The sequence below is a fragment of the Bacillus sp. 205(2023) genome (assembly GCF_037027485.1).
GTDB lineage: Bacteria > Bacillota > Bacilli > Bacillales > Bacillaceae > Bacillus > Bacillus halotolerans.
Genome location: NZ_JAXCHF010000001.1, coordinates 506,092 through 528,740, shown reverse-complemented (window position 1 = coordinate 528,740; position 22,649 = coordinate 506,092). Strand labels below are relative to the sequence as shown.

The following is a 22,649-nucleotide window of genomic DNA, read 5'->3' as shown; positions in this document are numbered from 1 at the left end:
CAAAATATTCTTGACTATATAGGTAGATATTCTTACAATGAACCTTTAAAGTGTTTTGGAAAATAGGAGTGATAGGGTGAAGGAAGCTAATCAATGGTCTTCGAAGCTGGGCTTTATTTTAGCTGCGGCTGGATCGGCTATCGGTCTCGGTGCAATATGGAAATTCCCATATGTAGCAGGCACCAGCGGAGGAGGCGCGTTTTTATTTATTTTTATTTTATTTACAATTTTAATCGGACTGCCATTATTGCTCGGTGAATTCATCATAGGCAGAAAAACACAGCAAGATGCCGTCCAATCCTATAAATCTCTTGCTCCAGGGTCTAAGTGGCATTGGATAGGCTATTTGGGCATGGCGACGTGCTTTATTCTGTTATCATTCTACAGCGTCGTCGGCGGATGGATTTTAAATTACATTTTTAAAGGCTTTACCGGCGGTTTATCGCATACGTCAGGATTTGATACGCTGTTTGCGAATACTATTTCAAATCCTTATTTGGCTGTAGGAGGCCAGCTGCTGTTTATGCTGGTCACAATTTTAGTTGTCGCAAAAGGTGTAAGCAGCGGAATTGAAAAAGCAAGCCAAATTTTAATGCCGGCGCTTTTTATATTATTTATCATTTTAATGGTGCGTTCAGTTACACTTCATGGAGCGATAGAAGGTATTAAGTTTTTCCTGACACCTGATATCTCTGCGATTGACGCCAATACGATATTATATGCGATGGGCCAGTCCTTCTTCTTATTAAGTGTCGGTGTATCTGTAATGGTAACGTATAGTGCTTATCTAGAGAAACAAGAAAATCTGGTGCAGTCTGCTGTATCTGTTACGGTTTTGAATGTCCTTGTCGCCATTATGGCGGGCATCGCGATCTTTCCAGCTGTTTTTTCATTCGGTCTCAAACCGGATCAAGGGCCTGTTCTGTTATTTAATGTGCTGCCGACTGTGTTTAATCAAATGCCGTTCGGAATTGTCTTTTTATTAGCATTTTTAATTCTATTTTTATTTGCGGCACTGACCTCTGCCTTTTCAATGCTTGAAATTTTGGTCGCTGTGCTTTCTAAAGGCGATGTTAGTAAAAGAAAACGATTTGCCTGGATCGGCGGGATTGCTATCTTTCTGGTCGGCGTACCGTCTGCGTTATCATACGGGGTTTTAAGTGATGTTACCATTTTTCACATGTCTATTTTTGACGCAGCTGATTTTCTGGTCAGCAATATTTTAATGCCGTTAGGAGCGTTATTGATTTCTATCTTTGTACCGTTAAAAATACCGAAAGAGGATTTGTTTAACGAGCTGAAAAGCGGCTCAAACCTCAAGCGAAAGTGGTTTGCGGTTTGGCTTCTGCTAATACGTTATCTTTCACCTGTTGCAATCATTATTGTATTTTTACATGTATTAGGTGTTTTTTAAAAAATGAAGCCCCCTGGAAAAGGGGGCTTTTTTAATAGAGTTTCCATACAACTTCTTTTGCCTGTTCAAAACGTTTTTCGGCTTCACGCCAATCGACTACATTCCACCAATGATCAACATAGCTCCCGCGGTCATTTTTATATTGCAAATAGTAAGCATGTTCCCATACATCAAGCGGCAAAAGAGGGATAACATCCCACTGGCTGAAGTGCTGGTGCTTCTCTGCGGCTAAAATCTCAAGCCGTCCGGAACGAGGGGACCAGACAAGAATGGCCCAGCCGACACCCTCCACTTTTTTTGCAGCTTGGGTAAAATGCTCCTTAAAGGCCGAATAGCTTCCAAATGAAAGATCGATCATTTGAAACAATGCTCCAGTAGGACGTCTTTTTCCGTTTGGATGCATAGAAAACCAAAAAATACTGTGCAAATAATGGCCAGCTCCATGAAATGCCAGCTCTCTTTCCCAATGAGTGATTAAGTCATAGTTCTTTAAAGCTCTGGCATTCTTAAGCTCCAATTCTGCTTTATTCAGTCCGTCAACATAGCTTTGATGATGCTTTGTATGATGAAGCACCATAATATCACGTGAAATATAAGGTTCTAAAGCGGAGTACTTATACGGAAGCTTTGGGAGAACATGTTTTCCTATAGGAACGAAGGCACGTCTTTCACCTGTTTCTTCTGATTGTGTAATATTACGATAGAGTGAGGAGGCCTGCTGATACCACTCTTCTTCTGTTGTCTGGTCATCCTCCAGCGCTTCAATCATCTTTTCGATTTGATCCTCATATTGATCAAGCTGTCCTCGTTTTTGAATCTGATCTTTTAAGGCTTCACACCAATTGAACATCTCGGTTTGATAAGATTCACGTTTCATTTGCTGTCTCCTTTTCAATAGAATTCAAATACTTGCTGACAGCCAGCAAAGGGAACACATAAGGGTAACTATGGTACCGAATATAAAATTGCTTTGGCAGCCCGATACCCACTGGATAAGTCAAGCTTCTACCGTCATGAGAACTGCTGTCCATGAGGTAGTTCATTCCTTTTACAATTGCTGGATGACTGGGTTTTTCATATTGCAATAAAGCATCTAAAGCCCATGCAGTTTGTATAATGGTTCCTTCTTTAAGCGGCACATAGGTTTTGACCTCCGCGCTTTTGCAGGATTCACCCCAGCTGCCGTCATCATTTTGTACGGTTTTGAGCCACCGGATTGCCTTTTGTATCGAAGGATGTGTTCGAACAACTCCGCAGGCGTGCATACCGGTCAAGGCAGCCCATGTGCCATAAATGTAGCAAACACCCCATCGTCCGTACCAAGATCCATTATGTTCCTGGTTTTCAAAAAGCCAGTTCACAGAACGCTGAATGTGGTGATGTTTTACTGAAAAGCCGGCTTTTTCACCTAAAAAGTGCAGCACACGCCCGGTGAGGTCGGCGGTTGAGGGATCAACAGCCGCATCCTCGGCGGATTCAAGCGGGAGGTGGCGGATAAGAGGGTGGTTCACATTTTTTTCAAAGGCGGAAAACCCTCCATCATTGTTCTGCATCGATAAAAGCCAAGCCACACCTCGCTCCCAAGAAGAAGGAGAGAAGTTGCGGGGAATTGCTTTTAAGACGGCTGCGGTGTCGTCACAATCAGGGTTATTCGTGTTGATATTTGAAAATCCCCAGCCTCCTGGAGATACATTTGGATTTTTGACAGACCAATCTGCTATCTTGGTATGCTGCCGCTTTTGTAAAAAAGAAGCGGCTTTTGTAATTGTACCATCTGTTTCGGCAACACCGTTTTGCTGAAGCGCATAGGTGATTAATGCAGTATCCCAAACAGTGGATGTGGAATTTTCTAAATAAGGAATGCCGCCGCATTCAGTCACCAATGCTTTGATGCCATTTATTGCCCTTCGGATAACCGGTGAATGGCGTGACACACCAAGTGACAGAAGGCTGTATACCATAAATATTGTGGCGCTTGCATAACTGTACAGTGTGCCGTCTTCTTCAATCCGGTCAAGCATATACGTTTTAGCTGTGTGTAAGCCCAGCTCCTGAAGAGCAAAGGGTGCACGAAAAATGCGCTTCCAATGAGTCAGAACAGAAGAGAGGTCTCTCTCCTCGAAAGCATCGGAACGGAGCCAAGTCAAAGGATTTTTTGTCATGTGCGGGTCGAGGTGGCGGAGAGATTGAATTTTGCGGTTTTTTAGTGTGAATCGCTGATTGAGTGTTACGGCCATTGGGGTAAAGTGTATACGGGCATATGTGCTGAACTGATAAAAATGAACCGGGAATGTTGGGGGAATTGCTAAAAGCGACAATGGCAAATATAAAGCGGGCCAAGGGTAAAGGCCATTTGCTGCAAGCATCCATTTTGTCATAAAATGAATATTTCTCAAGCCGCCATGTGATGCAATGAATTGTTCAGCTTTTTTCATGTGCGGATCAGTTCGATGGTAGCATCCTGAAGCCAGCATTCCGACATATCCTTGGACGGTAGCTGTTATATTGCCGCCTGTTTCGTCAGGAAAATTGTTAAACGTTCCGTCTGGCTGCTGATTTTCGCGAATGCCGGCTGCAAGCGCCGAAATGAGTTCTTTTTCATTTTCACCTTCATCAAGTGAGGTGAGGAGCAGAATAAAAAAAGAATTCGTCATGATTGGCCCTTCAAAGCAAAATGTCCAAGAACCGTCATCATTTTGCCTATCTTTCAGCTCTGAAATGGTGTTTTGCTGATAGCGCCTCACCTTCTCCTGAAGTGTGCTCATCCCGCTCAACTCCTTCAGAAGATATATATTCATCTGCTTTTGCCGCCATTACTGAAAGAAAAAAACTGCTGACTGGCAGCAGTTTTTTTGAAAAACCTTTTAGTCCTCAAGATTAATCCATACACTCTTGACTTCTGTGTAGTTATCTAGAGCATATGAACCCATTTCTCTTCCGAGTCCGGATTGTTTATAACCGCCGAATGGGGAAGCTGCGTCAAACACATTATAGCAGTTTACCCAGATAGTCCCGGCTTGAAGACGATCTGCGATATAATGGGCTTGTTTTACATTCTCGGTCCATAGTCCGGCAGCAAGTCCGTATTCAGAATGGTTAGCTCGTTCAATGACTTCATCCACTGTTTCATATGGTATGGCCGTCAGGACTGGTCCGAAAATTTCTTCTTTAGCGATGGTCATATCGTCTTCCACATTCGCAAACACAGTCGGCGCGACAAAGTATCCTTCTTCATAAGGGCAGCTTCCGCCAGTGACAGCTTTAGCTCCTTCATCTTTCCCTTTTTGAATATAAGAAAGAACACGTTCATGCTGCTCCTTGCTCACGAGCGGGCCGATTTGGGTATCTTTATGAAGTCCGGCTCCTTGGCGGAGTGATTCAGCATAAGACACCATCTCATTGACAACTTCATCATACTGGTCTTTATGAATAAAGACGCGTGAGCCCGCACAGCAGACTTGGCCTTGGTTAAACATGACACCGTTTAAAGCGCCTGGAATGGCTTTTTTCAAATTCGCATCCGGGAGCAGGATATTAGGTGATTTTCCGCCCAGTTCCAGGGTGACCCGCTTAATGCTTTTTGCCGCCGTGCCCATGATTTTCTTTCCGATTTCTGTTGATCCGGTAAAGGCAATTTTATCAACCGCTTCATGGTTGGTAAGTGCTTCTCCCGCATTCTCACCGAATCCAGGAATGATATTGATGACACCGTCGGGGAAACCGGCTTTATCAATTAACTCAGCCAAATAAAGAGCTGAAAGCGGGGTTTGCTCAGCAGGCTTAAGCACAATGGTACAGCCGGTTGCAAGAGCCGCACCCATTTTCCACATCGCCATAAGAAGCGGGAAATTCCACGGGATGATTTGCCCGACGACGCCGACAGGCTCATGGCGTGTATAATTAAAATAGGAGCCGGAAACAGGGATTGTCTGCCCTGTTATTTTTGTACACCAGCCGGCGTAATAGCGCATATGCTCAATAGCCAGCGGGATATCTCCATTTGTTGTTTCGTTTATTGGTTTTCCGTTATCAAGGGTTTCAAGCTGAGCAAGCTCAGTTTTATGCTCTTCCATTAAATCTGCCAGCTTATACATTAGTCTGCTTCTCGTTGCTGGAGACATTGTTCTCCACTCGCCTTGATCAAAGGCTTTGCGGGCAGCTTTAACGGCTTTGTCCACATCCTCTGCCTGGGCTTCGTACAGCGTCATTAAGGTTTCGCCTGTCGCCGGGTTGGGCGTGTCAAAGGTTGCCCCTGAGGCACTCGGAACAAACTTTCCATCAATATAAAGCTTCTTTGTTCCCTGTAAAAATGTCTCCAGCCTTTTACTCACTTGCATCGTTAAAGAACTCATTCGTAACAAACCTCCAGTCATTTTTATGGTCTGTTCTGAGATTCTTGGTGATAGAATGGATATTGCTTCATTGAAGAGCAGGAATTAGCTGTGATCGTTACTGTGGAAGTAAGCGTATACAAACATTCTATACTAGAAAACAAGGCAAAATCAATGAATAACCGATATTGCAATTTATAAAAGAAAAAAGCTACAATAGGCTTATAGACAAGTAAAGGAGATTTCATCATGATACATAAAAATTGGCTTGAAAAAGAAACCATTAAAAAAGTAAAGTGTGTTCAGACAAACGCAAAAAAATACATTGTAAATCGCGTATTAACTCCAGGGAAAGAATATGAAGTGAAGAATGAAACAGAGGAATTTCTGTTTGTCGTCGATAATACAAATAAAATCGGCGGTTACTATAAAGAATATTTTGAAGAGGTATAATCACCGATCGAATTCCTGAGGGAGAAGAAACAGAAGATGTCACAATTGAAGATACGGATGGTTATGCAAAGAACCGCAGCTTAGCTGCGGTTCTTCTTTGATTCAAAAAGGGAAAATAAAACAGATACACAAAAGAAACGTTAAAAAACTCATTTTTCAAAAAATATTTGCGAAAAATGAAACTTTTTTCTCTTTTGGTGCGTACTACATGATGACAACAATTCAAAAGACAAGAAACAAATCAAAAATTTGAAAAATGTAATCTGTTCGTAATGGTTTAAATGTCTTCTATGTCGTATTCTTATATAGGGATAAAGGACTTATTTTATTTAATGTAATCTCGTCATATGAAAAATAGATAAATGCAGAAAGAGGGGTTCTTCATTGGGTATTTTTTCTGTTAGCAGATCAACTGACGCAAAGAAGCTTGAAGCTTTGCTCGTTGAAGGGGAAAGAATAGAATCGATTTATAAGCTCCGGGTTGACCAAATTTGCTTTACAAACAAACGTATCATTTTCTTTGATAATAAGGTGTTTTCTAAAAAGAAGGTTCGTGTATTTCTTCCATATAAAACGATTGAAAGCTTTGCCATTCAAGAAGCGGGAATGTTTGATCCCGATACTGGACTTTTATTAATGACAAGAAGCAAAACCTTTGAATTAGAATTTGCGAAAGATACCGATTTAAGCGAAGTGCAAGCGGTGCTGACAAAGTATTTATGCAGCTGAATAAACTGACTGAGGCCAGCCGTCTCCAAAGAATGGTTTGGCTTTTTTTTGTGCCATAAAAACACTTTTTTTGGTTTGTCAGTATTCAAAACTGGGAACAGAGAAAAAAAGGAGAGGATACACATGGCACTGACTAAAGAACAAACTCAGCATCTCTACCATAAATTGCTTGATATGCAAAAAGAATTGTCTGGCGAAAAAAAGAAAACACAATCAATGACTGAAGAAGTAGGAGAGCTGTCTAATGGGGTCGATAACCATATGGCTGACCACGGAACACTTGTAACCGACCGCATGACAGACCAAACGGTAAAAGAAATAGACCGGGAGCTTTTGGAGGAAGTTAATCACGCTTTACAAAAGATAAAAGACGGAACGTACGGCATTTGTGAAAAAACAGGTCAAGACATTCCATACGAAAGATTGGAAGCTGTTCCGTACGCAAGAATGACAGTGGAAGCCCAAGCTGATATAGAGGATGACTTGGAAACGGATGCTCCGTCAGTCGAAAGGGAGTTTCATGAACAGGTCAAAGATCTATCTAATAAAGAAACAATTGATCAAAAAAGCTCTCAAACGTATGAGATTTTAGATCGTGAGCAGGATTCAAACTGAAAATGGCAAGCAAGTACACCGATATGAAGTGTACTTGCTTTTTTTTATGAAAAAATCTCATATTCGAAATAAAGTGATTGACTTTGCATAAAAAAGAAAGTAACATACTATTTGTAAGTTAATATAAAAAGTTTACCGGGAGGAATACAAATGTCTACAGTTTTATTTGTAAAATCAAGTGACCGTACAGCTGAAGAAGGTGTTTCAGTTAAACTATACGAAGCATTTCTAGCTGCATATAAAGAAAACAACCCTAATGATGAAGTGATTGAATTAGATCTTCATAAAGAAAACCTTCCTTACCTTGGAAGAGATATGATTAACGGAACATTTAAAGCAGGTCAAGGTATGGAAATGACTGAGGAAGAGAAAAAACAAGCTGCAACAGCTGACAAATATCTGAACCAATTTGTAAAAGCTGATAAAGTGGTGTTCGCATTCCCGCTTTGGAACTTTACAGTGCCAGCAGTGCTTCATACTTATGTGGATTATCTGTCTCGCGCAGGCGTTACATTCAAATACACACAAGAAGGACCAGTTGGTTTAATGGGCGGCAAAAAAGTTGCACTTCTTAACGCGCGCGGCGGCGTTTATTCAGAAGGACCAATGGCTTCACTAGAAATGTCATTAAACTTCATGAAAACAGTTCTTGGTTTCTGGGGTGTTCAAGACTTGCACACAGTTGTCATCGAGGGACATAATGCAGCGCCTGATAAAGCACAAGAAATTGTTGAAAAAGGTTTACAAGAAGCGAAAGAGCTTGCTGTTAAATTTTAATGAATGAAGACTCCTATCCGTGAGATAGGAGTTTTTTTGCGTGTACATATTATATAGAAGAAAGCGATGACTTCTTGCCGTCAAAAAACGCCGTTTTTTTATCGTAATATATTTTTTGTTTGTCGAATTATTAGATATATTAGCGAAAAAAACAGTTTTATGGACGGAAAAAGTTTTTCTGAACAATTGATCTACCCCTTGATTAAATATGTCCGATGGTGTACTATATAAAAGAAGCTACTTTGTACGTATTGTTAATTAAGTTTTAACCTTTAAGCTGTAATAGGGAGTTTTATATCGAAGCCGGAATGTCATGCCTCCTTTGTAGAGGACGACAGGAACGTTTCTGCAAACACCCACTTTGAGGAGTGGTGGTTTAAAACTTTCTTACTTGCATACGGCAAGATGTAGCGAAAGCCATTTCCTTTATGGAAATGGCTTTTTATTTTATCTAAAAAAGGATTTTTATATCGAAAATTCAATTTCCATCCGAGAAGAAATGCAGGTTTATTTTTTGTGATATGATGGGAGAAATTGAAGGAAAAGCGAGGGTTACACGTTATGTTACATAAAGCCCAATCTCTTTTGGCGCATTATTTCGGTTATGAAAAGCTGCGCAGAGGGCAGGAGGAAGCCATCCGTTCGGTGACAGAAGCGAGACAAAATACGGCCTGCATCATGCCGACGGGCGGGGGGAAATCAATTTGCTATCAAATTCCGGCACTGATATTTGAAGGAACAACTATTGTCATTTCACCGTTAATTTCCTTAATGAAGGATCAGGTTGATGCTCTTGAAGAAGCGGGAATCAGAGCTGCTTACATCAACAGCACGCAAACCAATCAAGAGATATATGAAAGGCTGAACGGGCTGAAAGAAGGAGCTTATAAGCTTTTTTACATTACACCAGAGCGGTTAACGTCAACAGAATTTATTCGTATTCTGCAAAGCATTGACGTTCCTTTAGTAGCAATAGATGAAGCGCACTGTATTTCTCAATGGGGCCATGATTTCAGGCCAAGCTACAGAAACATTGAAATTCTGTTTCGTGAGTTAAATGACAAACCCGTCATCATGGCATTAACGGCAACAGCAACACCTGAGGTGCATGATGATATATGCAGCCAGCTGCATATTCAAAAAGAAAATACGGTGTATACCGGTTTCTCCCGTGACAATCTGACTTTAAAAGTTGCAAAAGGGGAAAACAAAGATCGTTTTATTGAAGAGTATGTAAAAAGAAACAAACATGAAGCAGGCATTGTCTATACCGCGACAAGAAAAGAAGCAGATCGGATATATGAGCGATTAAAACGAAATCAGATCAGCGCAGGGCGGTATCATGGGGGCTTACAGGACGAAGTCAGAAAAGAACAGCAGGAAAGGTTTCTGAACGATGAGCTGCAGGTCATGGTTGCCACATCTGCTTTCGGCATGGGCATCGATAAATCAAATATCAGGTTTGTTCTTCATGCCCAAATCCCGAAAGATATGGAAAGCTACTATCAGGAGGCGGGACGAGCTGGCCGGGATGGCCTCGACAGTGAATGTGTGCTTTTATTTTCTCCGCAGGATATTATGGTGCAGCGCTTTTTAATCGAGCAATCGGAAAATGAAGAGAAGCAAAAGCAGGACTTGAAAAAACTGCGGCAAATGGTTGACTACTGCCATACGGAAGATTGTCTGCAGCGATTTATTCTGATGTATTTCGGAGAAAAGGAGGCTGAAGCCTGCGGACAGTGCGGAAACTGCACAGATACAAGAACAGCCCATGACGTGACGAGAGAAGCGCAGATGGTCTTATCGTGTATCATTCGCATGAATGAACGTTTTGGGAAGACGATGGTTGCCCAGGTGCTCGCTGGATCAAAAAATAAAAAAGTGCTCGAAAACGGCTTTAGCAGCCTTTCAACATACGGAATATTAAAGCACCAATCAGTTGGTGAAATCAGCGACTTCATTGAATTTCTGATTGCTGACGACTTTATTAGGATGTCAGATGGAACATTTCCGACTCTTTTTGTAAGCGGCAAAGGGAGAAATGTGCTGAGAGGCGAATTATCTGTAGCGAGAAAAGAAACATTAAAAGCAGAAGCCATTACAGAAAATGACGAGCTGTTTGAACGGCTGCGCACCTTACGCAAGCAAATTGCAGCGGAGCAGGGCGTTCCGCCTTTTGTCGTTTTTTCTGATCAGACGCTGAAAGATATGTCAGGAAAACAGCCTGTAAATGATGAGGAACTTTTGTCTATAAAAGGAGTCGGAGAACAAAAAAGAGCAAAATATGGCCGGCTTTTTTTAGAAGAAATACAAGCTTATGTACAGGTGACAGACTCAAAAAAAGCATAAATCAACCTTTTTTTCTTTGAAAAACACATTTTCTTTTCTTTTTTTTGACCCGAACTTAAAAGACTTGAAAAGCCTATTATATCAAGGGTTCAGTAAGACTTTCCAACGGAGAGAAATCCTTCATGTAAAGGAACTGTAATCTAAATCATATCTTTTTGTTATTGATTTGACATTTACATGTGTTACGATATCACCTGTTAGCCGCCAATAAAAAGCTAACAAGGGAGGATTTACTTATGAAGAAGACGATTATGTCCTTTGTAGCAGTTGCAGCACTTTCAACAACTGCATTCGGAGCTCACGCTTCTGCAAAAGAAATCACGGTGCAAAAGGGTGATACGCTCTGGGGGATCTCTCAGAAAAACGGAGTGAACCTAAAGGACCTAAAAGAATGGAACAAGTTAACTTCTGATACAATCATTGCGGGAGAAAAACTGACCATTTCTTCAGAAGAAACAACCACTTCTGGGCAATATACAATTAAAGCGGGAGATACGCTTTCTAAGATTGCTCAAAAATTCGGTACGACAGTTAACAACCTGAAAGTTTGGAATAACTTAAGCTCTGACATGATCTATGCTGGATCTGCACTTTCAGTAAAAGGTCAGGCAACAGCAGCAAACACAGTGACTGAGAATGCGCAAACAAGCGTACCTCAAACTGAAACAAAACAAGAGGCTGTGCAAAAAGAGCAACCTAAACAAGAAGCTGTTCAACAGCAACCAAAACAAGAAACAAAGGCTGCAGCAGAAACTTCTGTTAAAACAGAAGAAAAGGCTGTTGAATCTAATACAAATCAACAAGAAGCGGCAAAAGAACTAACTGTTACTGCTACTGCTTACTCTGCTAACGACGGCGGCATTTCCGGCGTTACAGCAACAGGCATCGACTTAAACAAGAACCCGAATGCTAAAGTTATTGCGGTTGATCCAAACGTGATTCCGCTAGGTTCTAAAGTCTATGTTGAAGGTTATGGAGAAGCAACAGCAGCAGACACTGGCGGCGCAATAAAAGGAAATAAAATTGACGTATTTGTACCAAACAAAAGTGATGCACATAATTGGGGCGTCAGAACAGTAAGTGTAAAAGTGTTAAATTAATAGAATAGATGAAGATAAAGGACATGTAGCTCTAAGCTCGTGTCCTTTTTTTGTTTTTTTAGAGACGTAAAACATAATATGCTGATAAAAGAAAAATTGTGCTCTTTCTGATTTCGATGAATAGAAGGTAAACGCTCCTGTCATCTACTGTCTTTGCAGAAGGTGTTGCTGGCTTTTGCTTTGATTATTGTATCGTTCATACTCTAACCGTTATTTCTTAGGGGAGGAGCCTCACTGTTTTATATATTGAAAGCTCGCTTTTATAACGAATTTATCAAATGAGCTGATGGCAGGTTAAATTGGCAAAGCTACGCGGGCTCTATGACAGCATGTTTTGGGAAGCAAGTGCGCCGCCCGCGTTACTTAAAAACAGGAGTCATGGCGATACCTGATTTTTTGGAGCAGCGATTTGATCATAGGTTATGCTGTTTCATTCCAGCAACAATGATGTATTCAAGGCTCTTGTCTTCCGCATTACGGAGACGTTTGGCATGAGCACGTTCATGACGGTTTAGCTGATTTCCTTCATTATTGCGTAACGACTGCTACATTTTTTTGGCGGGCTGATAGCAGTTGCTTTGAGCAGATGTGATATACGGAATTGGTTTAATTTTAGACGATTTTTTTATTGTGGTTCTCGGCGTTCTTGCAGTCGAAGATGGCAGCTTTGGGAATTGCAAGACTGACTGCATTACATAAAATCGATATTCGTAATTCGGCAGATGTATTCTGGCCGACGATTTTAACAGGTTTATTAGTGAATCACCTGTATTTATGAACCATGCAATTTGTTCAGCGTGCGTTAGGCGCTAAACATTCAGATGAAGGACAGAAGGGGGCTTTTTTAGCAGGTTTTTAAACTGATCGGAGTGTATTATATAGTTGTTCCGGGAGTGACTGCCTTTTCATTTGTATGGCTTCGGAATAGAAATGCTGGCACTGTATACCCTCGACTGATCGTCGACTTATTGCCAGCGTTGCTTACTGGTGTTTTTGCCGCTATTTTATTCATGGCGATTTTAAGCTCTTTCAGTGGGGCTTTAAATAGTACAGTTACCTTGTTTACATTAAATATATACAAGACAATGTTCAAGCTAGATGATAGTAAAGGTGAAATTGTCAAATCAGGGCGCATTTTTGTTGCGGCCCTCGGGATTGTATCCATGTCATCGCACCATTTGTTTTATACGCGCCATAGAGCTATACATCTATCATCAAGAGGTGGACGATATGCCAATGAACAATGAACAGCGAAAATGACGCCTTGGTTTATCAAAGAAAACACCAGACTATGAAGAAGTGAAGGGGCTAGAAACTAATTAGAGGAGTAGATCATGTGTTTACTCCTATTTCTTCTGTCTATGAAAGATTCGTGTGATATGCCTTCAAGTACAATCTTCATGAGAGGATCAGGTTCTTTAATGTGCCCGTGGCTTCTTTACGAAAAAAGTACCGGCATTTGCTGCGGTTCCAAAATTGAATACAAGCCTGATTCTGACCCGCAGGTTGATATTACACCATGGAAGCACGTCAAGCTGGCGTCATGTGTTATTTTCATTCTTGGAGCGGCAACATATTTCCTGTTTCAGCGTGGGGAGTAGCAGATGAACAAAAGAGGATCTTGGACATATGCCAAGATCCTCTTTTACTTAAACCAGCCTTTTTCCTTTGAGCGCGTAATGGCTTCTATACGGTTTTTCACTTCAAGCTTTTCCAGAATCATGGAGATATAATTTCGCACCGTCCCGCTTTTAATGCTGAGTTCTTGGGCGATTTCTTTTGTGTTTTTTCCGTCAGCCACAAGTTCGAGCACTTCTTTTTCTCTATCTGTGAGAGGGTTGGCCTCGCTATACATATCCTCCATCAGCTCAGGTGCGTAGATACGCTTTCCGTTCATGACGCTTCGGATGGCGCTCGCGAGCTCTTCGCTGGGACTGTCCTTCAACAAATAGCCTTTAACGCCGGCTTTAATGGCTCTCTGAAAGTAGCCGGGGCGGGCAAAAGTGGTTAAGATAATAATTTTGCAATCTGTATCCTTTAATTCCTCAGCAGCTTCAAGCCCCGTCTTTCCGGGCATTTCAATGTCCATAATGCATACATCGGGCTGATGTTTTTTTGCAAATTCGACAGCATCCTGTCCGGTTGTTCCTTTGCCGACAACTTTCATATCGTCTTCTAAGTTCAATAGTGATCCTAAAGCGCCCAGCAGCATCTGCTGATCTTCCGCAATAAATATACTAATCATGTAAGCCATCCTTTTTGTTTATTTTGAGTTATTAGGAATCGTCATGGTAAGCTTGGTTCCGTTTTTGGTGTCGATGTGGAGGCTCCCGTTTGCAAATTCAAGACGCTCTCTCATACCGAGTAAGCCATGTCCTTTTGAAAAGCACGTGTCTCTTCCTTGAAATGTTCCATCGTCAGACACTGTAATAACAACTTCCTTCCAGAGCTCCTGAATATCAACTCGGCATGTTTTAGCCTGACTGTGTTTCACAACATTTGTGACAGCTTCCTTTAAGCACATGCTCAAAATATTTTCATTAAGCAATGAGATATTTTCGGGTATTTTCTCATCTTCGTAGATAAATGTAATGTCAGCTGCTTCGAGAATTTGTTTGATGTTTATGATTTCATCCTTGAGCCGGATGCCTTTCATAGAGGATACGATTTTTCTTACTTCATTTAAAGAAGTTCTCGCTGTTTGCTGAACACTTTTCAGCTCACGCGCTGCTTGTTCAGGATCTTTGTATATTAATTTTCTCGCTAAGTCGCTTTTTAAACCGATAAGAGAAAGCTTTTGACCAAGTGTATCGTGGAGATCGCGGGCAATCCGCTGCCTTTCTTCTAATTTTACCAAATCGGCAATCCGTTCATTTGCAAATTCAAGTTTTTCTTCCAGCCGTTCGCGCTCCTTGCGGCTTCTGACACTGAACGGCAATAAAATTGCACTGATGAGGGTAATGACTACAAAAGGAATTTGTGTCAGAAAGAATTCTTTTTTTAACACAAGACTGAAATTCGCTGCGACAGCTGCGCTTATTAAATGTACGTAATATAAAATGTGGAAAGGGACGCGTTCTTTTATGTTTCCAATAAAATACGCAATAAAAAAAGCAAAATAAATATAACTGAACAGCGTAATGGAGGCGGTTGAAATGCCGATTAGCAGAAACGCCCACAAATAAATGGCCCAGCCTTTTGAGACAAAAGCAAATCGATAAACCGAAAAAAATAAAAGCGTCAAAATAATTCCGACGATAATAACAAATGTAGAAGATGATTTAAATATAAAGTAGAAGGGCAGGATGAAAAATATCGTCCATATATAAGGCGTGATCCCGCTTAGTTTTTGAAATGTAAAATGCTTTTTGATCATGATATAACCTCATTTTCAGCTTTTCATCTTAAATGTAACTTTACCATTGTGAAAGCCAGATTGCACCACCGAACAATAAAAAGGAAGCCTTCTTGTTGTATAAGAAGACCTCCTAATTGTCAGGCGTTCTTCCGCAGCTTCTGTTTTTCTGTTGAATCAGGCGGAAGGCGGAAAGATATTTGTTTGATATCCCGAAATGACACAAATTGTTTTTTGTCTTCATCCCAAAGCCGGAATGCGAGTGATTGCAGGCTTGTTTTTAAGGTGATTGTCGGTACGTTTTTTAATGGTTCGTGATGTTCATGAGCAACTTCAAGCTTATAGTTGGGCACCTTTGGGCTCAAATGGTGAACGTGGTGGTAACCGATATTGCCTGTCAGCCATTGAAGGAGTTTCGGGAGTTTATAAAATGAACTGCCTTCCACAGCGGCCTGAACGTAGCTCCAGTTTTCATCTGCTTCAAAATAAGAGTCTTCAAATGTATGCTGTACATAAAACAGCCACACGCCGATTGAACCTGAGATCAGAAAGATAGGGCCTTGCACCAGCAAAAACGATTGCCAGCCAAAGATCAGGCAGCAAACAGCAGCCAATGACACAATTGCCAGGTTTGTAAGGTACGTATTCATACGCTCCTTACGTCTTGCACCTTTTTTGTTAAAACGGTTGGTGAACAGAAAAACATAAATTGGTCCGAGAATAAACATGATAAACGGATTTCTATAAAGTCTGTATGCAAGTTTTGTGCGTCTAGGTGCGGCTTTATATTCGTTTACCGTTAACAGCCAGATGTCACCTGTTCCGCGTTTATCCAGATTGCTGCTGGTCGCGTGATGAATCGAATGGCTGTGCTGCCATTGAAGGTAAGGGAATAAAGTCAGAACACCTGTCAGAAAACCGAGAATATGGTTATAGCGCTTTTGTTTGAAAAATGATTGATGGCAGCAGTCATGAAAGATAATGAAAATTCTTGTTAAAAACCCTGCGGCAATCACTGTTAATGCTAAAGTAAGAAGATAGGAGACATTGAGGCTGAAATAAGCAAGAAACCACAGTCCGAAGAAAGGAATAAACGTGTTTAAAAGCTGAATCAGACTGTTTTTTGTTTCGGGCTGAGCAAAAGCAGCGACTTGCTTTGTCAGCAGTTTTTGTTTATGAGCAATGTTTTTTTCAGTCATAGTAAGTATCCTCTCATTGTGTGTCTCGGTTAAGTATACGCTAATGAGAGGAGTCCTTTGTAGTAGCACACATCATGCATCATACATGACACTTGTCATATGCCCTCGTGCAGTAAGCTGTTTAATGCTTGTCGATCCATATTCGTGATTTGCCCGAATCAGCTTCAATCCTGCATGTTCCCCCTATAGGGAACGTGGCAAATGGAGAGGTATGCCCGGCATTTATGTTTGCGATGACGGGGAGGCCGGATAATTCTTTTTTTGTTCTAATCATGGCTTTTACATGATCTATAGATACGTTTGATGCTTTTTGGAACCTGCCGATCAATATCCCCTTTACATTTGAAAAAGAAGGGAGGTGGATGAGCGATTGTAAATCGCGGTCAAACATGTTTGCGTCTGACATATAATCATCTTCAATCAGTAAAATTGTATTTTCTGTTTCCGGAAAATACTCCGTTCCCTGCAGCAAATTAAGTGTACACAGGTTGCCGCCAATCAATGTGCCTTCAGCATAGCCATCCTGAATCACAATAGGACCGGAATGGGGGTAAAAGTGCCTGTTTTCTTGATCTGAAAACCATTGGTCATCACTCCACTCTTGTGATGGCAGGATTTCAAAGGCTTCATCCGAAGCGCAGCAAGCCAGAAAATAATCTTTTATATAGTCCAATCCTTTTTTCATTGCAAACGTAGAAAAGTGGGGGCCTGAATATGTAACGAGACCGGTTTTTTGATAAATGGCATTGGCGAGAGCCGTAATATCGGAATAGCCGCAAAGAATTTTTGGATTCTGTTTGATTTTCTCGTAATCAAGATAACGCAGCAGCTGATTGCTGTTGAATCCGCCGAGTGTTGTTAAAATAGCTTTGACTTCGGGATCAAAAAAGGCGCTGTGCAGATCACTTACTCTTGATTCGATAGAGGATGACTGGAATTCGTTTAACTCCTCTGCGTGTTCAGCAATGGTCACCCGAAAACCCAATCGTTCTAATGTCGTTTTTGCGTGCAACTTTGCTTCATTTGTTAATACGGACATGCTGGTGGCGGGAGACACGATTCGAATTTCGTCTCCCGGTTTCAGTTTGGGTGCAAACACTTCAGGTCCTCCTAAACAGTTTTACACCATTACAGCATATCTCGGCATATTCTTCCAGACTTTTTTAGAAATCCGTCCATTTAATGCTTCCTGATTGTGTATCGTAGTCAATGGATACTTCAAATTGATGCTTTTCATAAAAATGAATGAGTCTGTCCACATGATTCCAATCCCGTTTGGCTATGTCGCCGGTAACTTTCGGGATATTGCAGTCTCTGGCAATATCTTTTAAATATTTCATACAAATAGAACCGAAGCCGTAATTCGGAGGCCCTTTAATATCCCCAATATGAATGGCATCGTCCTGATAGGATGCTACAAGTGAAAAGCAGCTTTTCCCTCTATAAGCTGTTTCACAATCTGTGAGCATAATTTTGCATGTTTGGCCATCATCAATCGAGGAAACAATCATCCAATCTTCATCTTTCGATTGATCAATACCAAGCACTCTGGCATCTTTCGATAGATCCTTTATATTTTCCTGCATGCGATAAATTTGAAATTCTAAATGATTCAGCTCTTCTTCAAGCTCTTGGCGGTTTTTTTCCTTAGTGGTAATCAAAATCAAACCCCTTTCAAAAAATAGTTAGAAACACAGTAACCAATTGTAGTAGATAGAAGAGGCGTTTGTAAATGATAAATACATAATTGCTAGAATTTAGTGCAAGGAAGGTTTGATTGGTTTTAAGAGAGGAAAAAGAAAAGTAACCCGTTGCAAAAGGAGGAATATGAATGCCGATTGATTCATTGATTAAGAAATTGCGTTATGTCCAATTGGAACCCCCGGACAAAATTCTCTCGTTATATCTCAACACAGATATGAGGGATCCAGAGCAGCAAGGGGGAGAATGGAAAATAGCCCTTAAGTCAGGGTTCGGCAGATTAAAAGAATATCTGGCAGCAAGTGACCCGGAGGAAGAAAAGTGTCTGAATGCAATCACGGACAAAATCTATCAGCACCTTAACGGAATAGGAAAAAACATGCCGCGCAGCCTCGTGTTTTTTGTTTCGAATAGCGGTATATGGGAAGCGATCAAGCTTCAAATTCCTGTTGAAACAAAATTTTACTGGGAAGAGACAGCTGTACTTGATCAACTGGAGAATTTGCGCAAAACGTATCCAAGCACGGCTTTTATTTTAACGCAGCAAAATGAAGTGAAAATTATAGAAACCGTTTTAGGCAAAATTGAAGCGGTGGAACATTATGAATATGACGTAATCAATGAATCATGGGAGAGCAGCCAGTCTTCTAAAACCACATCGGCTTCATTAGAAGAGGAACAAATGAAGAATCATGTAACGGAGAATCAAACGAGACTGTACAAGCGGCTGGCGGCCAACCTCGACCAAAAGGCCGCGGCAAAAAAATGGGAGCGGATGATCATTGCCGGTGATAAAGAAACGGCTGACATCCTTGATCAGCATATGAACAAACCCATTCACTCGAAAATCCAAAAAAATTTGCTGAATGAAAATGAACATAAGGTTGTTGACCATTTAATGCAAGAGGCATAAACCAAAAGGCTGGTGCTATTAAAGCGCCGGCCTTCTGAAGTGTGTCTAATTTCTGACGAAGCTATCGAAAACGTTGACATCTCCGTTGAATTTGCATACGATTTGGATAGCCAGTACAAATTAGGAGAGGTCACCAAATGAATCAAACAGAAAATAAACCGAAAAATTATACTGGAATTGTCCTTACACTGACAGTTCTGATTAACGGTTTAATCGCAGTGCTGTTTTTTATGCCCAAATTAGATCAGTTCAGCCATGCGAATATTCACATTTTGCCAATGCTGAATGCGATATTCAACAGCTTTACGTTTATCTTCTTATTGGCGGCACTGATTATGATTAAACAAAAAAACATTAAGGCGCATAAACGCTTTATTTTAGCTGCTTTTACGACAACATTATTGTTTTTGATTTGCTATGTCACATACCATTCGATTGCGGAGAATACGCTGTATGGCGGAGAAGGTATTATGCGTCCGATTTACTTCTTTATTTTAATTACGCATATCTGCCTTTCTGCAATCATCGTGCCGCTTGCGCTGTTTACGCTGATCAGAGGCTTCAGCATGCAGGTTGAGCGCCATAAAAAAATTGCCAGATGGACAATGCCGCTGTGGCTGTATGTCAGCCTTACAGGCGTTATTGTATATTTGATGATATCACCGTATTATTAAAAGCCATACTTTGTATGGCTTTTTTGAGGTTTGTAAACATAACAAAAGCCCAAATATCGTTTTGGGCTTTGTCAGTAAATTGACAGGCTCCTTTAATGAGCCGTTGATTCCATTGTTTCAAGTGTTGCAACTTGTAAAGATTTTTCAACAGTTTTCGTTTTTTCTTTTACTTTTTCCGCGTACGTGTAATCACCGTAGCAATACGGATAACGGAAATTGTTTTCATTTCCTCCGCAAGTATAGAGCCCGGGATTTTTTTCGACTTGCTGCTCGGAGTATTGTTTTGCCAATTCCTCAGTATGCGTTCCTCCATGTTCAGCTACAAAATCAATATAACCTGCCCCCATGTTGTAGCTTTGAATAATCGTATCCAAATCCACACCTTTTTCTTTACCGGTTTTGTACATGAGGGTAAATTGCTTGATGCCTTGTTTAATACTGAGTTGAGGGTCTGTTATCTCATTACGCTTTAACCCTAGAGATTCAGAGGACTGCATCGGATCATTGCCTTTTCCTTTTGACTCCTGATACATCATGCCGAGTATCAGCGATGTGTAATTGGAGAGTCCCCGGTTTTCAAGCTCGTCCTCAACCAGCGGTTTATAGTCAGTTAAACGTTCGAGGACAATTGTTTTCGTGTCAATCGGAAGTTTTTTGATTAAATCGCGGTTGAACAAAAGCAGGACCAATAAAAAAGAGGCCATGACAAAGACAGAAATCATCATAAAACCCGCAGCAGCGAAACAGCCTTTTCTCTTTTTCTTCACTGTGTTTCACCCTCAATGTTTGCAGCAGTATGACTTTTTCATTATGACACAGAACGTATACCAGACCAAGTGAAAACCTGATTTGAAACATAAATTTAAACTATGAGATTAAATTGGAACAAGAAGAGACAGGTTTGCATGAAAGGTCATTTGTTATAAGATAAAACTATGAAATAAGAAAGGTGAGACACATGACTGAATTTCGAGAAACGGACCGTGCGAATGAAACGGTGACCGATTTGGACGAAGAAACTTTATTTCTAGTCGCACAAACCTTCAAAGCGCTTTCTGATCCTACCAGAATCAGAATTCTCCATTTGCTTTCTCAGGGTGAACATGCTGTGAACGGGATCGCTGAGAAACTGAATTTACTGCAATCAACAGTATCCCATCAGCTCAGGTTTTTAAAAAATCTACGGCTCGTGAAATCGCGCAGAGAAGGAACATCAATCTACTATTCTCCCGAGGATGAGCATGTATTAGATGTGCTTCAGCAAATGATCCATCATACAAGACACGATTAAAAAAGACATCCTTGCTGCCGCATGTCGCGATTAAGCAAGGATGTCTTTTTCTTTGCTTTGCCCATTTTGTTCCAGTCCGTTTCTGCTGATTTTGATGACAATAGAGGAAAAACCGATATAATAGACGGCGATCAGAAAACAGACGCCAATCGTGAAAGGATCAGTTCCGATAGACTGGCTGTAAGATCCCAGGCTGTGTAAATCAGGCGCGGCAAGGTACAGCTCTGTTACACGATAAAGAAATCTCGATAGAAATAGGGTTAGCAGAATAAGTTCTACCCAAATATGAGTCCGAAAATAAATTTTTCCTCTGCGTTTTTCAAAGGAGAGATTTTTCCTGGCGAAAAAAACCAGCAGACATCCGCCGAGAATGCCGATAATGAAATATCCGTATAAAAAAGGATGAATGAGGCTGAAGATGGTGAGACCGAATGCAAACATTGAAAAAAGAATCATACGAGTAAAAAGCCAGCGAGGCTTCAGCGGCTGATATCCGATGGATCGTTTGATTTTTTTATACAGAAAAAAGACGATAATCATGACAGGATAAACGCTTTGAAGTGTAAGATGCATGATGTGATATCCCCTCCGTTGAGAAGTGTATGCTTATCCGTTTTGAAATAGTAGTCTAAATAAACAATGACCATAAAAAAAGAAGGGGAGGCCCCTGTTTTCATAACATATGCACGATGCCTTTAGGCTGCATAATAGATATGCCCAAGCCTCATAAAATGGTATGATAATATTGGAAAATAAAAGCAGGAGACAAGGTGCGAAAAATGAAACTGGAACGTATGTTAGCGATGGTGATGTTATTAATCAGCAAAAAACAAGTGCAGGCTGCTGAGCTAGCTGATTTGTTTGAAGTATCAGTCAGAACGGTTTACCGAGATATTGATACGATCAGCAGAGCGGGCATTCCGATTGTAACCTCACAAGGCGCCGGGGGCGGGATCAGAGTGATGGAAACGTATCGGCTTGAAAGAGAGTGGCTGAAAGAAGAGGAGCTATTTGCTATTGCTTCCGCTTTGCAGAGCGTCTCATCGATGTATGAACCCGCTTCTCACAGCGCGGCTTATCAAAAAATAAAACATCTCATACCTGACCAGGCCGCAGAGGCATTTAAGCGAGAAACGGAAAAATGGTTTATTGACATGACGGCATGGGGACAAACAGAGGACCAAAAAGCGCTTCGAGAAAACATCAGTGATGCAATCGATCGGTCGTCAACCATATCATTTACATATACAAATGCAAACGGGGAAACACTTCTCCGTGAAACAGAGCCCTACACGTTGGTGTGCAAGACAGGCCGCTGGTATTTATACGCCTACTGTCTGGTTAGAAACGATTTCCGTTTTTTTAAATTAAGCCGGATGAAAGATCTGACTGTTTTACATCAATCATTTAAGAGAAAAGGCATACAGCTGGAGACTCTGCCTTGGGATGCGAATTGGTATCGAAAGGATCGTTTAACTGAACTGGTCATTCTTGTCCAGCCCGGTGCGCATCAGCGTATAAGTGAATGGTTTGGAAATGATGTCCTTCAATTGGATGAAAATAAAGCCTGCCGAGCGGTGATATCTCTGCCTGAGGATCAATGGCTGATCGGTTTCTTGCTGCAATTTGGCAAGGATATTGAGGTCCTGGAACCCCTTCATATCCGGGAAAAGGTAAAAGATACGATTTTTCATATGCAAAAAGTATATGAAACCTGACACAATGCTGTCAGGTTTCTTCTTTTATAA

At 41.0% G+C, this 22,649-nt stretch carries 22 protein-coding genes and 1 other RNA gene; 13 read left to right on the top strand and 10 right to left on the bottom strand.

Annotation, left to right across the window (positions count from 1 at the left end):
* Window positions 1–76 precede the first annotated feature (76 nt).
* Window positions 77–1,414, top strand: coding sequence for a sodium-dependent transporter (locus WA325_RS02285; protein ID WP_095713102.1), 1,338 nt, complete (start codon window positions 77–79; stop codon window positions 1,412–1,414).
* A gap of 31 nt (window positions 1,415–1,445) precedes the next feature.
* On the opposite strand, the gene WA325_RS02280 is transcribed toward WA325_RS02285, so the two are convergent.
* The 3 genes from WA325_RS02280 to dhaS all read right to left on the bottom strand — a co-directional run bounded on the left by WA325_RS02280 (window position 1,446) and on the right by dhaS (window position 5,766).
* A complete protein-coding gene (locus tag WA325_RS02280; protein ID WP_202853838.1) occupies window positions 1,446–2,291 on the bottom strand; it encodes a superoxide dismutase in 846 nt (281 codons plus the stop codon).
* Window positions 2,281–4,179, bottom strand: a complete 1,899-nt coding sequence (locus WA325_RS02275; RefSeq protein ID WP_336183161.1) for a terpene cyclase/mutase family protein — start codon at window positions 4,177–4,179, stop codon at window positions 2,281–2,283. Before WA325_RS02275 ends, WA325_RS02280 begins: the two co-directional genes overlap by 11 nt.
* A 99-nt stretch (window positions 4,180–4,278) precedes the next feature.
* The gene (gene dhaS, locus WA325_RS02270; RefSeq protein WP_105955029.1) at window positions 4,279–5,766 is read right to left on the bottom strand and encodes an aldehyde dehydrogenase DhaS; all 1,488 of its coding nucleotides are present in this window, start codon (window positions 5,764–5,766) and stop codon (window positions 4,279–4,281) included.
* Between the two features lie 228 nt (window positions 5,767–5,994).
* Between dhaS and WA325_RS02265 the strand changes: the two genes are divergently transcribed.
* From WA325_RS02265 to WA325_RS02230, 8 genes are all read left to right on the top strand, one after another.
* Window positions 5,995–6,198 (top strand): DUF6501 family protein, encoded by a 204-nt coding sequence (locus WA325_RS02265; RefSeq protein WP_024121722.1) that lies wholly within the window; start codon window positions 5,995–5,997, stop codon window positions 6,196–6,198.
* Window positions 6,199–6,582: 384 nt separating this feature from the next.
* Window positions 6,583–6,927, top strand: coding sequence for a PH domain-containing protein (locus WA325_RS02260; RefSeq protein ID WP_024121720.1), 345 nt, complete (start codon window positions 6,583–6,585; stop codon window positions 6,925–6,927).
* A 123-nt stretch (window positions 6,928–7,050) separates the two neighbouring features.
* Window positions 7,051–7,542, top strand: a complete 492-nt coding sequence (locus tag WA325_RS02255) for a TraR/DksA family transcriptional regulator (protein ID WP_336183160.1) — start codon at window positions 7,051–7,053, stop codon at window positions 7,540–7,542.
* A gap of 150 nt (window positions 7,543–7,692) precedes the next feature.
* Window positions 7,693–8,319 carry an FMN-dependent NADH-azoreductase AzoJ gene (gene azoJ / locus WA325_RS02250; RefSeq protein WP_024121718.1) on the top strand — a complete coding sequence of 209 codons (627 nt, stop codon included), beginning with the start codon at window positions 7,693–7,695 and terminating at the stop codon, window positions 8,317–8,319.
* 231 nt (window positions 8,320–8,550) lie between these two features.
* A non-coding RNA gene (gene ssrS / locus WA325_RS02245) (6S RNA) lies at window positions 8,551–8,737 on the top strand.
* A 143-nt stretch (window positions 8,738–8,880) separates the two neighbouring features.
* Window positions 8,881–10,668 carry a DNA helicase RecQ gene (gene recQ, locus WA325_RS02240; protein ID WP_105992066.1) on the top strand — a complete coding sequence of 596 codons (1,788 nt, stop codon included), beginning with the start codon at window positions 8,881–8,883 and terminating at the stop codon, window positions 10,666–10,668.
* A 236-nt stretch (window positions 10,669–10,904) separates the two neighbouring features.
* Window positions 10,905–11,768 (top strand): LysM peptidoglycan-binding and 3D domain-containing protein, encoded by an 864-nt coding sequence (locus WA325_RS02235; protein WP_336183159.1) that lies wholly within the window; start codon window positions 10,905–10,907, stop codon window positions 11,766–11,768.
* An 869-nt stretch (window positions 11,769–12,637) separates the two neighbouring features.
* On the top strand, window positions 12,638–13,015 hold the full coding sequence (locus tag WA325_RS02230; protein WP_336183158.1) for a sodium:solute symporter family transporter: 378 nt from the start codon (window positions 12,638–12,640) through the stop codon (window positions 13,013–13,015).
* A gap of 398 nt (window positions 13,016–13,413) precedes the next feature.
* Here WA325_RS02230 and desR read toward each other — a convergent pair whose 3' ends face one another.
* The 5 genes from desR to WA325_RS02205 all read right to left on the bottom strand — a co-directional run bounded on the left by desR (window position 13,414) and on the right by WA325_RS02205 (window position 17,983).
* Window positions 13,414–14,013 carry a two-component system response regulator DesR gene (gene desR, locus WA325_RS02225; protein WP_044155563.1) on the bottom strand — a complete coding sequence of 200 codons (600 nt, stop codon included), beginning with the start codon at window positions 14,011–14,013 and terminating at the stop codon, window positions 13,414–13,416.
* Window positions 14,014–14,031: 18 nt separating this feature from the next.
* Window positions 14,032–15,144, bottom strand: coding sequence for a two-component sensor histidine kinase DesK (gene desK, locus WA325_RS02220; RefSeq protein ID WP_305934443.1), 1,113 nt, complete (start codon window positions 15,142–15,144; stop codon window positions 14,032–14,034).
* Between the two features lie 119 nt (window positions 15,145–15,263).
* A complete protein-coding gene (gene desE, locus WA325_RS02215) occupies window positions 15,264–16,322 on the bottom strand; it encodes a fatty acid desaturase DesE (RefSeq protein WP_105992068.1) in 1,059 nt (352 codons plus the stop codon).
* 121 nt (window positions 16,323–16,443) lie between these two features.
* Window positions 16,444–17,421 carry a S66 family peptidase gene (locus WA325_RS02210; RefSeq protein WP_202853550.1) on the bottom strand — a complete coding sequence of 326 codons (978 nt, stop codon included), beginning with the start codon at window positions 17,419–17,421 and terminating at the stop codon, window positions 16,444–16,446.
* Window positions 17,422–17,485: 64 nt separating this feature from the next.
* Entirely contained in the window at window positions 17,486–17,983 is a 498-nt protein-coding gene (locus WA325_RS02205; RefSeq protein WP_024121710.1) for a hypothetical protein, read from the bottom strand.
* 170 nt (window positions 17,984–18,153) lie between these two features.
* Between WA325_RS02205 and WA325_RS02200 the strand changes: the two genes are divergently transcribed.
* Together WA325_RS02200 and WA325_RS02195 are read left to right on the top strand one after the other, a co-directional pair.
* Window positions 18,154–18,936 carry a VLRF1 family aeRF1-type release factor gene (locus tag WA325_RS02200; RefSeq protein ID WP_227599374.1) on the top strand — a complete coding sequence of 261 codons (783 nt, stop codon included), beginning with the start codon at window positions 18,154–18,156 and terminating at the stop codon, window positions 18,934–18,936.
* A gap of 137 nt (window positions 18,937–19,073) precedes the next feature.
* The gene (locus tag WA325_RS02195) at window positions 19,074–19,610 is read left to right on the top strand and encodes a DUF420 domain-containing protein (RefSeq protein WP_003231280.1); all 537 of its coding nucleotides are present in this window, start codon (window positions 19,074–19,076) and stop codon (window positions 19,608–19,610) included.
* A gap of 92 nt (window positions 19,611–19,702) precedes the next feature.
* On the opposite strand, the gene WA325_RS02190 is transcribed toward WA325_RS02195, so the two are convergent.
* Complete coding sequence (locus WA325_RS02190) at window positions 19,703–20,377, bottom strand: lysozyme family protein (RefSeq protein WP_024121708.1); 675 nt, start codon at window positions 20,375–20,377, stop codon at window positions 19,703–19,705.
* A 191-nt stretch (window positions 20,378–20,568) separates the two neighbouring features.
* On the opposite strand from WA325_RS02190, the gene czrA reads away from it, so the two are divergent.
* Complete coding sequence (gene czrA, locus WA325_RS02185) at window positions 20,569–20,901, top strand: Zn(II)-responsive metalloregulatory transcriptional repressor CzrA (RefSeq protein ID WP_024121707.1); 333 nt, start codon at window positions 20,569–20,571, stop codon at window positions 20,899–20,901.
* Between the two features lie 30 nt (window positions 20,902–20,931).
* Here czrA and csk22 read toward each other — a convergent pair whose 3' ends face one another.
* Complete coding sequence (csk22, locus tag WA325_RS02180) at window positions 20,932–21,474, bottom strand: mother cell-specific sporulation protein Csk22 (RefSeq protein ID WP_336183157.1); 543 nt, start codon at window positions 21,472–21,474, stop codon at window positions 20,932–20,934.
* Window positions 21,475–21,680: 206 nt separating this feature from the next.
* On the opposite strand from csk22, the gene WA325_RS02175 reads away from it, so the two are divergent.
* On the top strand, window positions 21,681–22,619 hold the full coding sequence (locus WA325_RS02175; protein WP_336183156.1) for a helix-turn-helix transcriptional regulator: 939 nt from the start codon (window positions 21,681–21,683) through the stop codon (window positions 22,617–22,619).
* Window positions 22,620–22,649 lie beyond the last annotated feature (30 nt).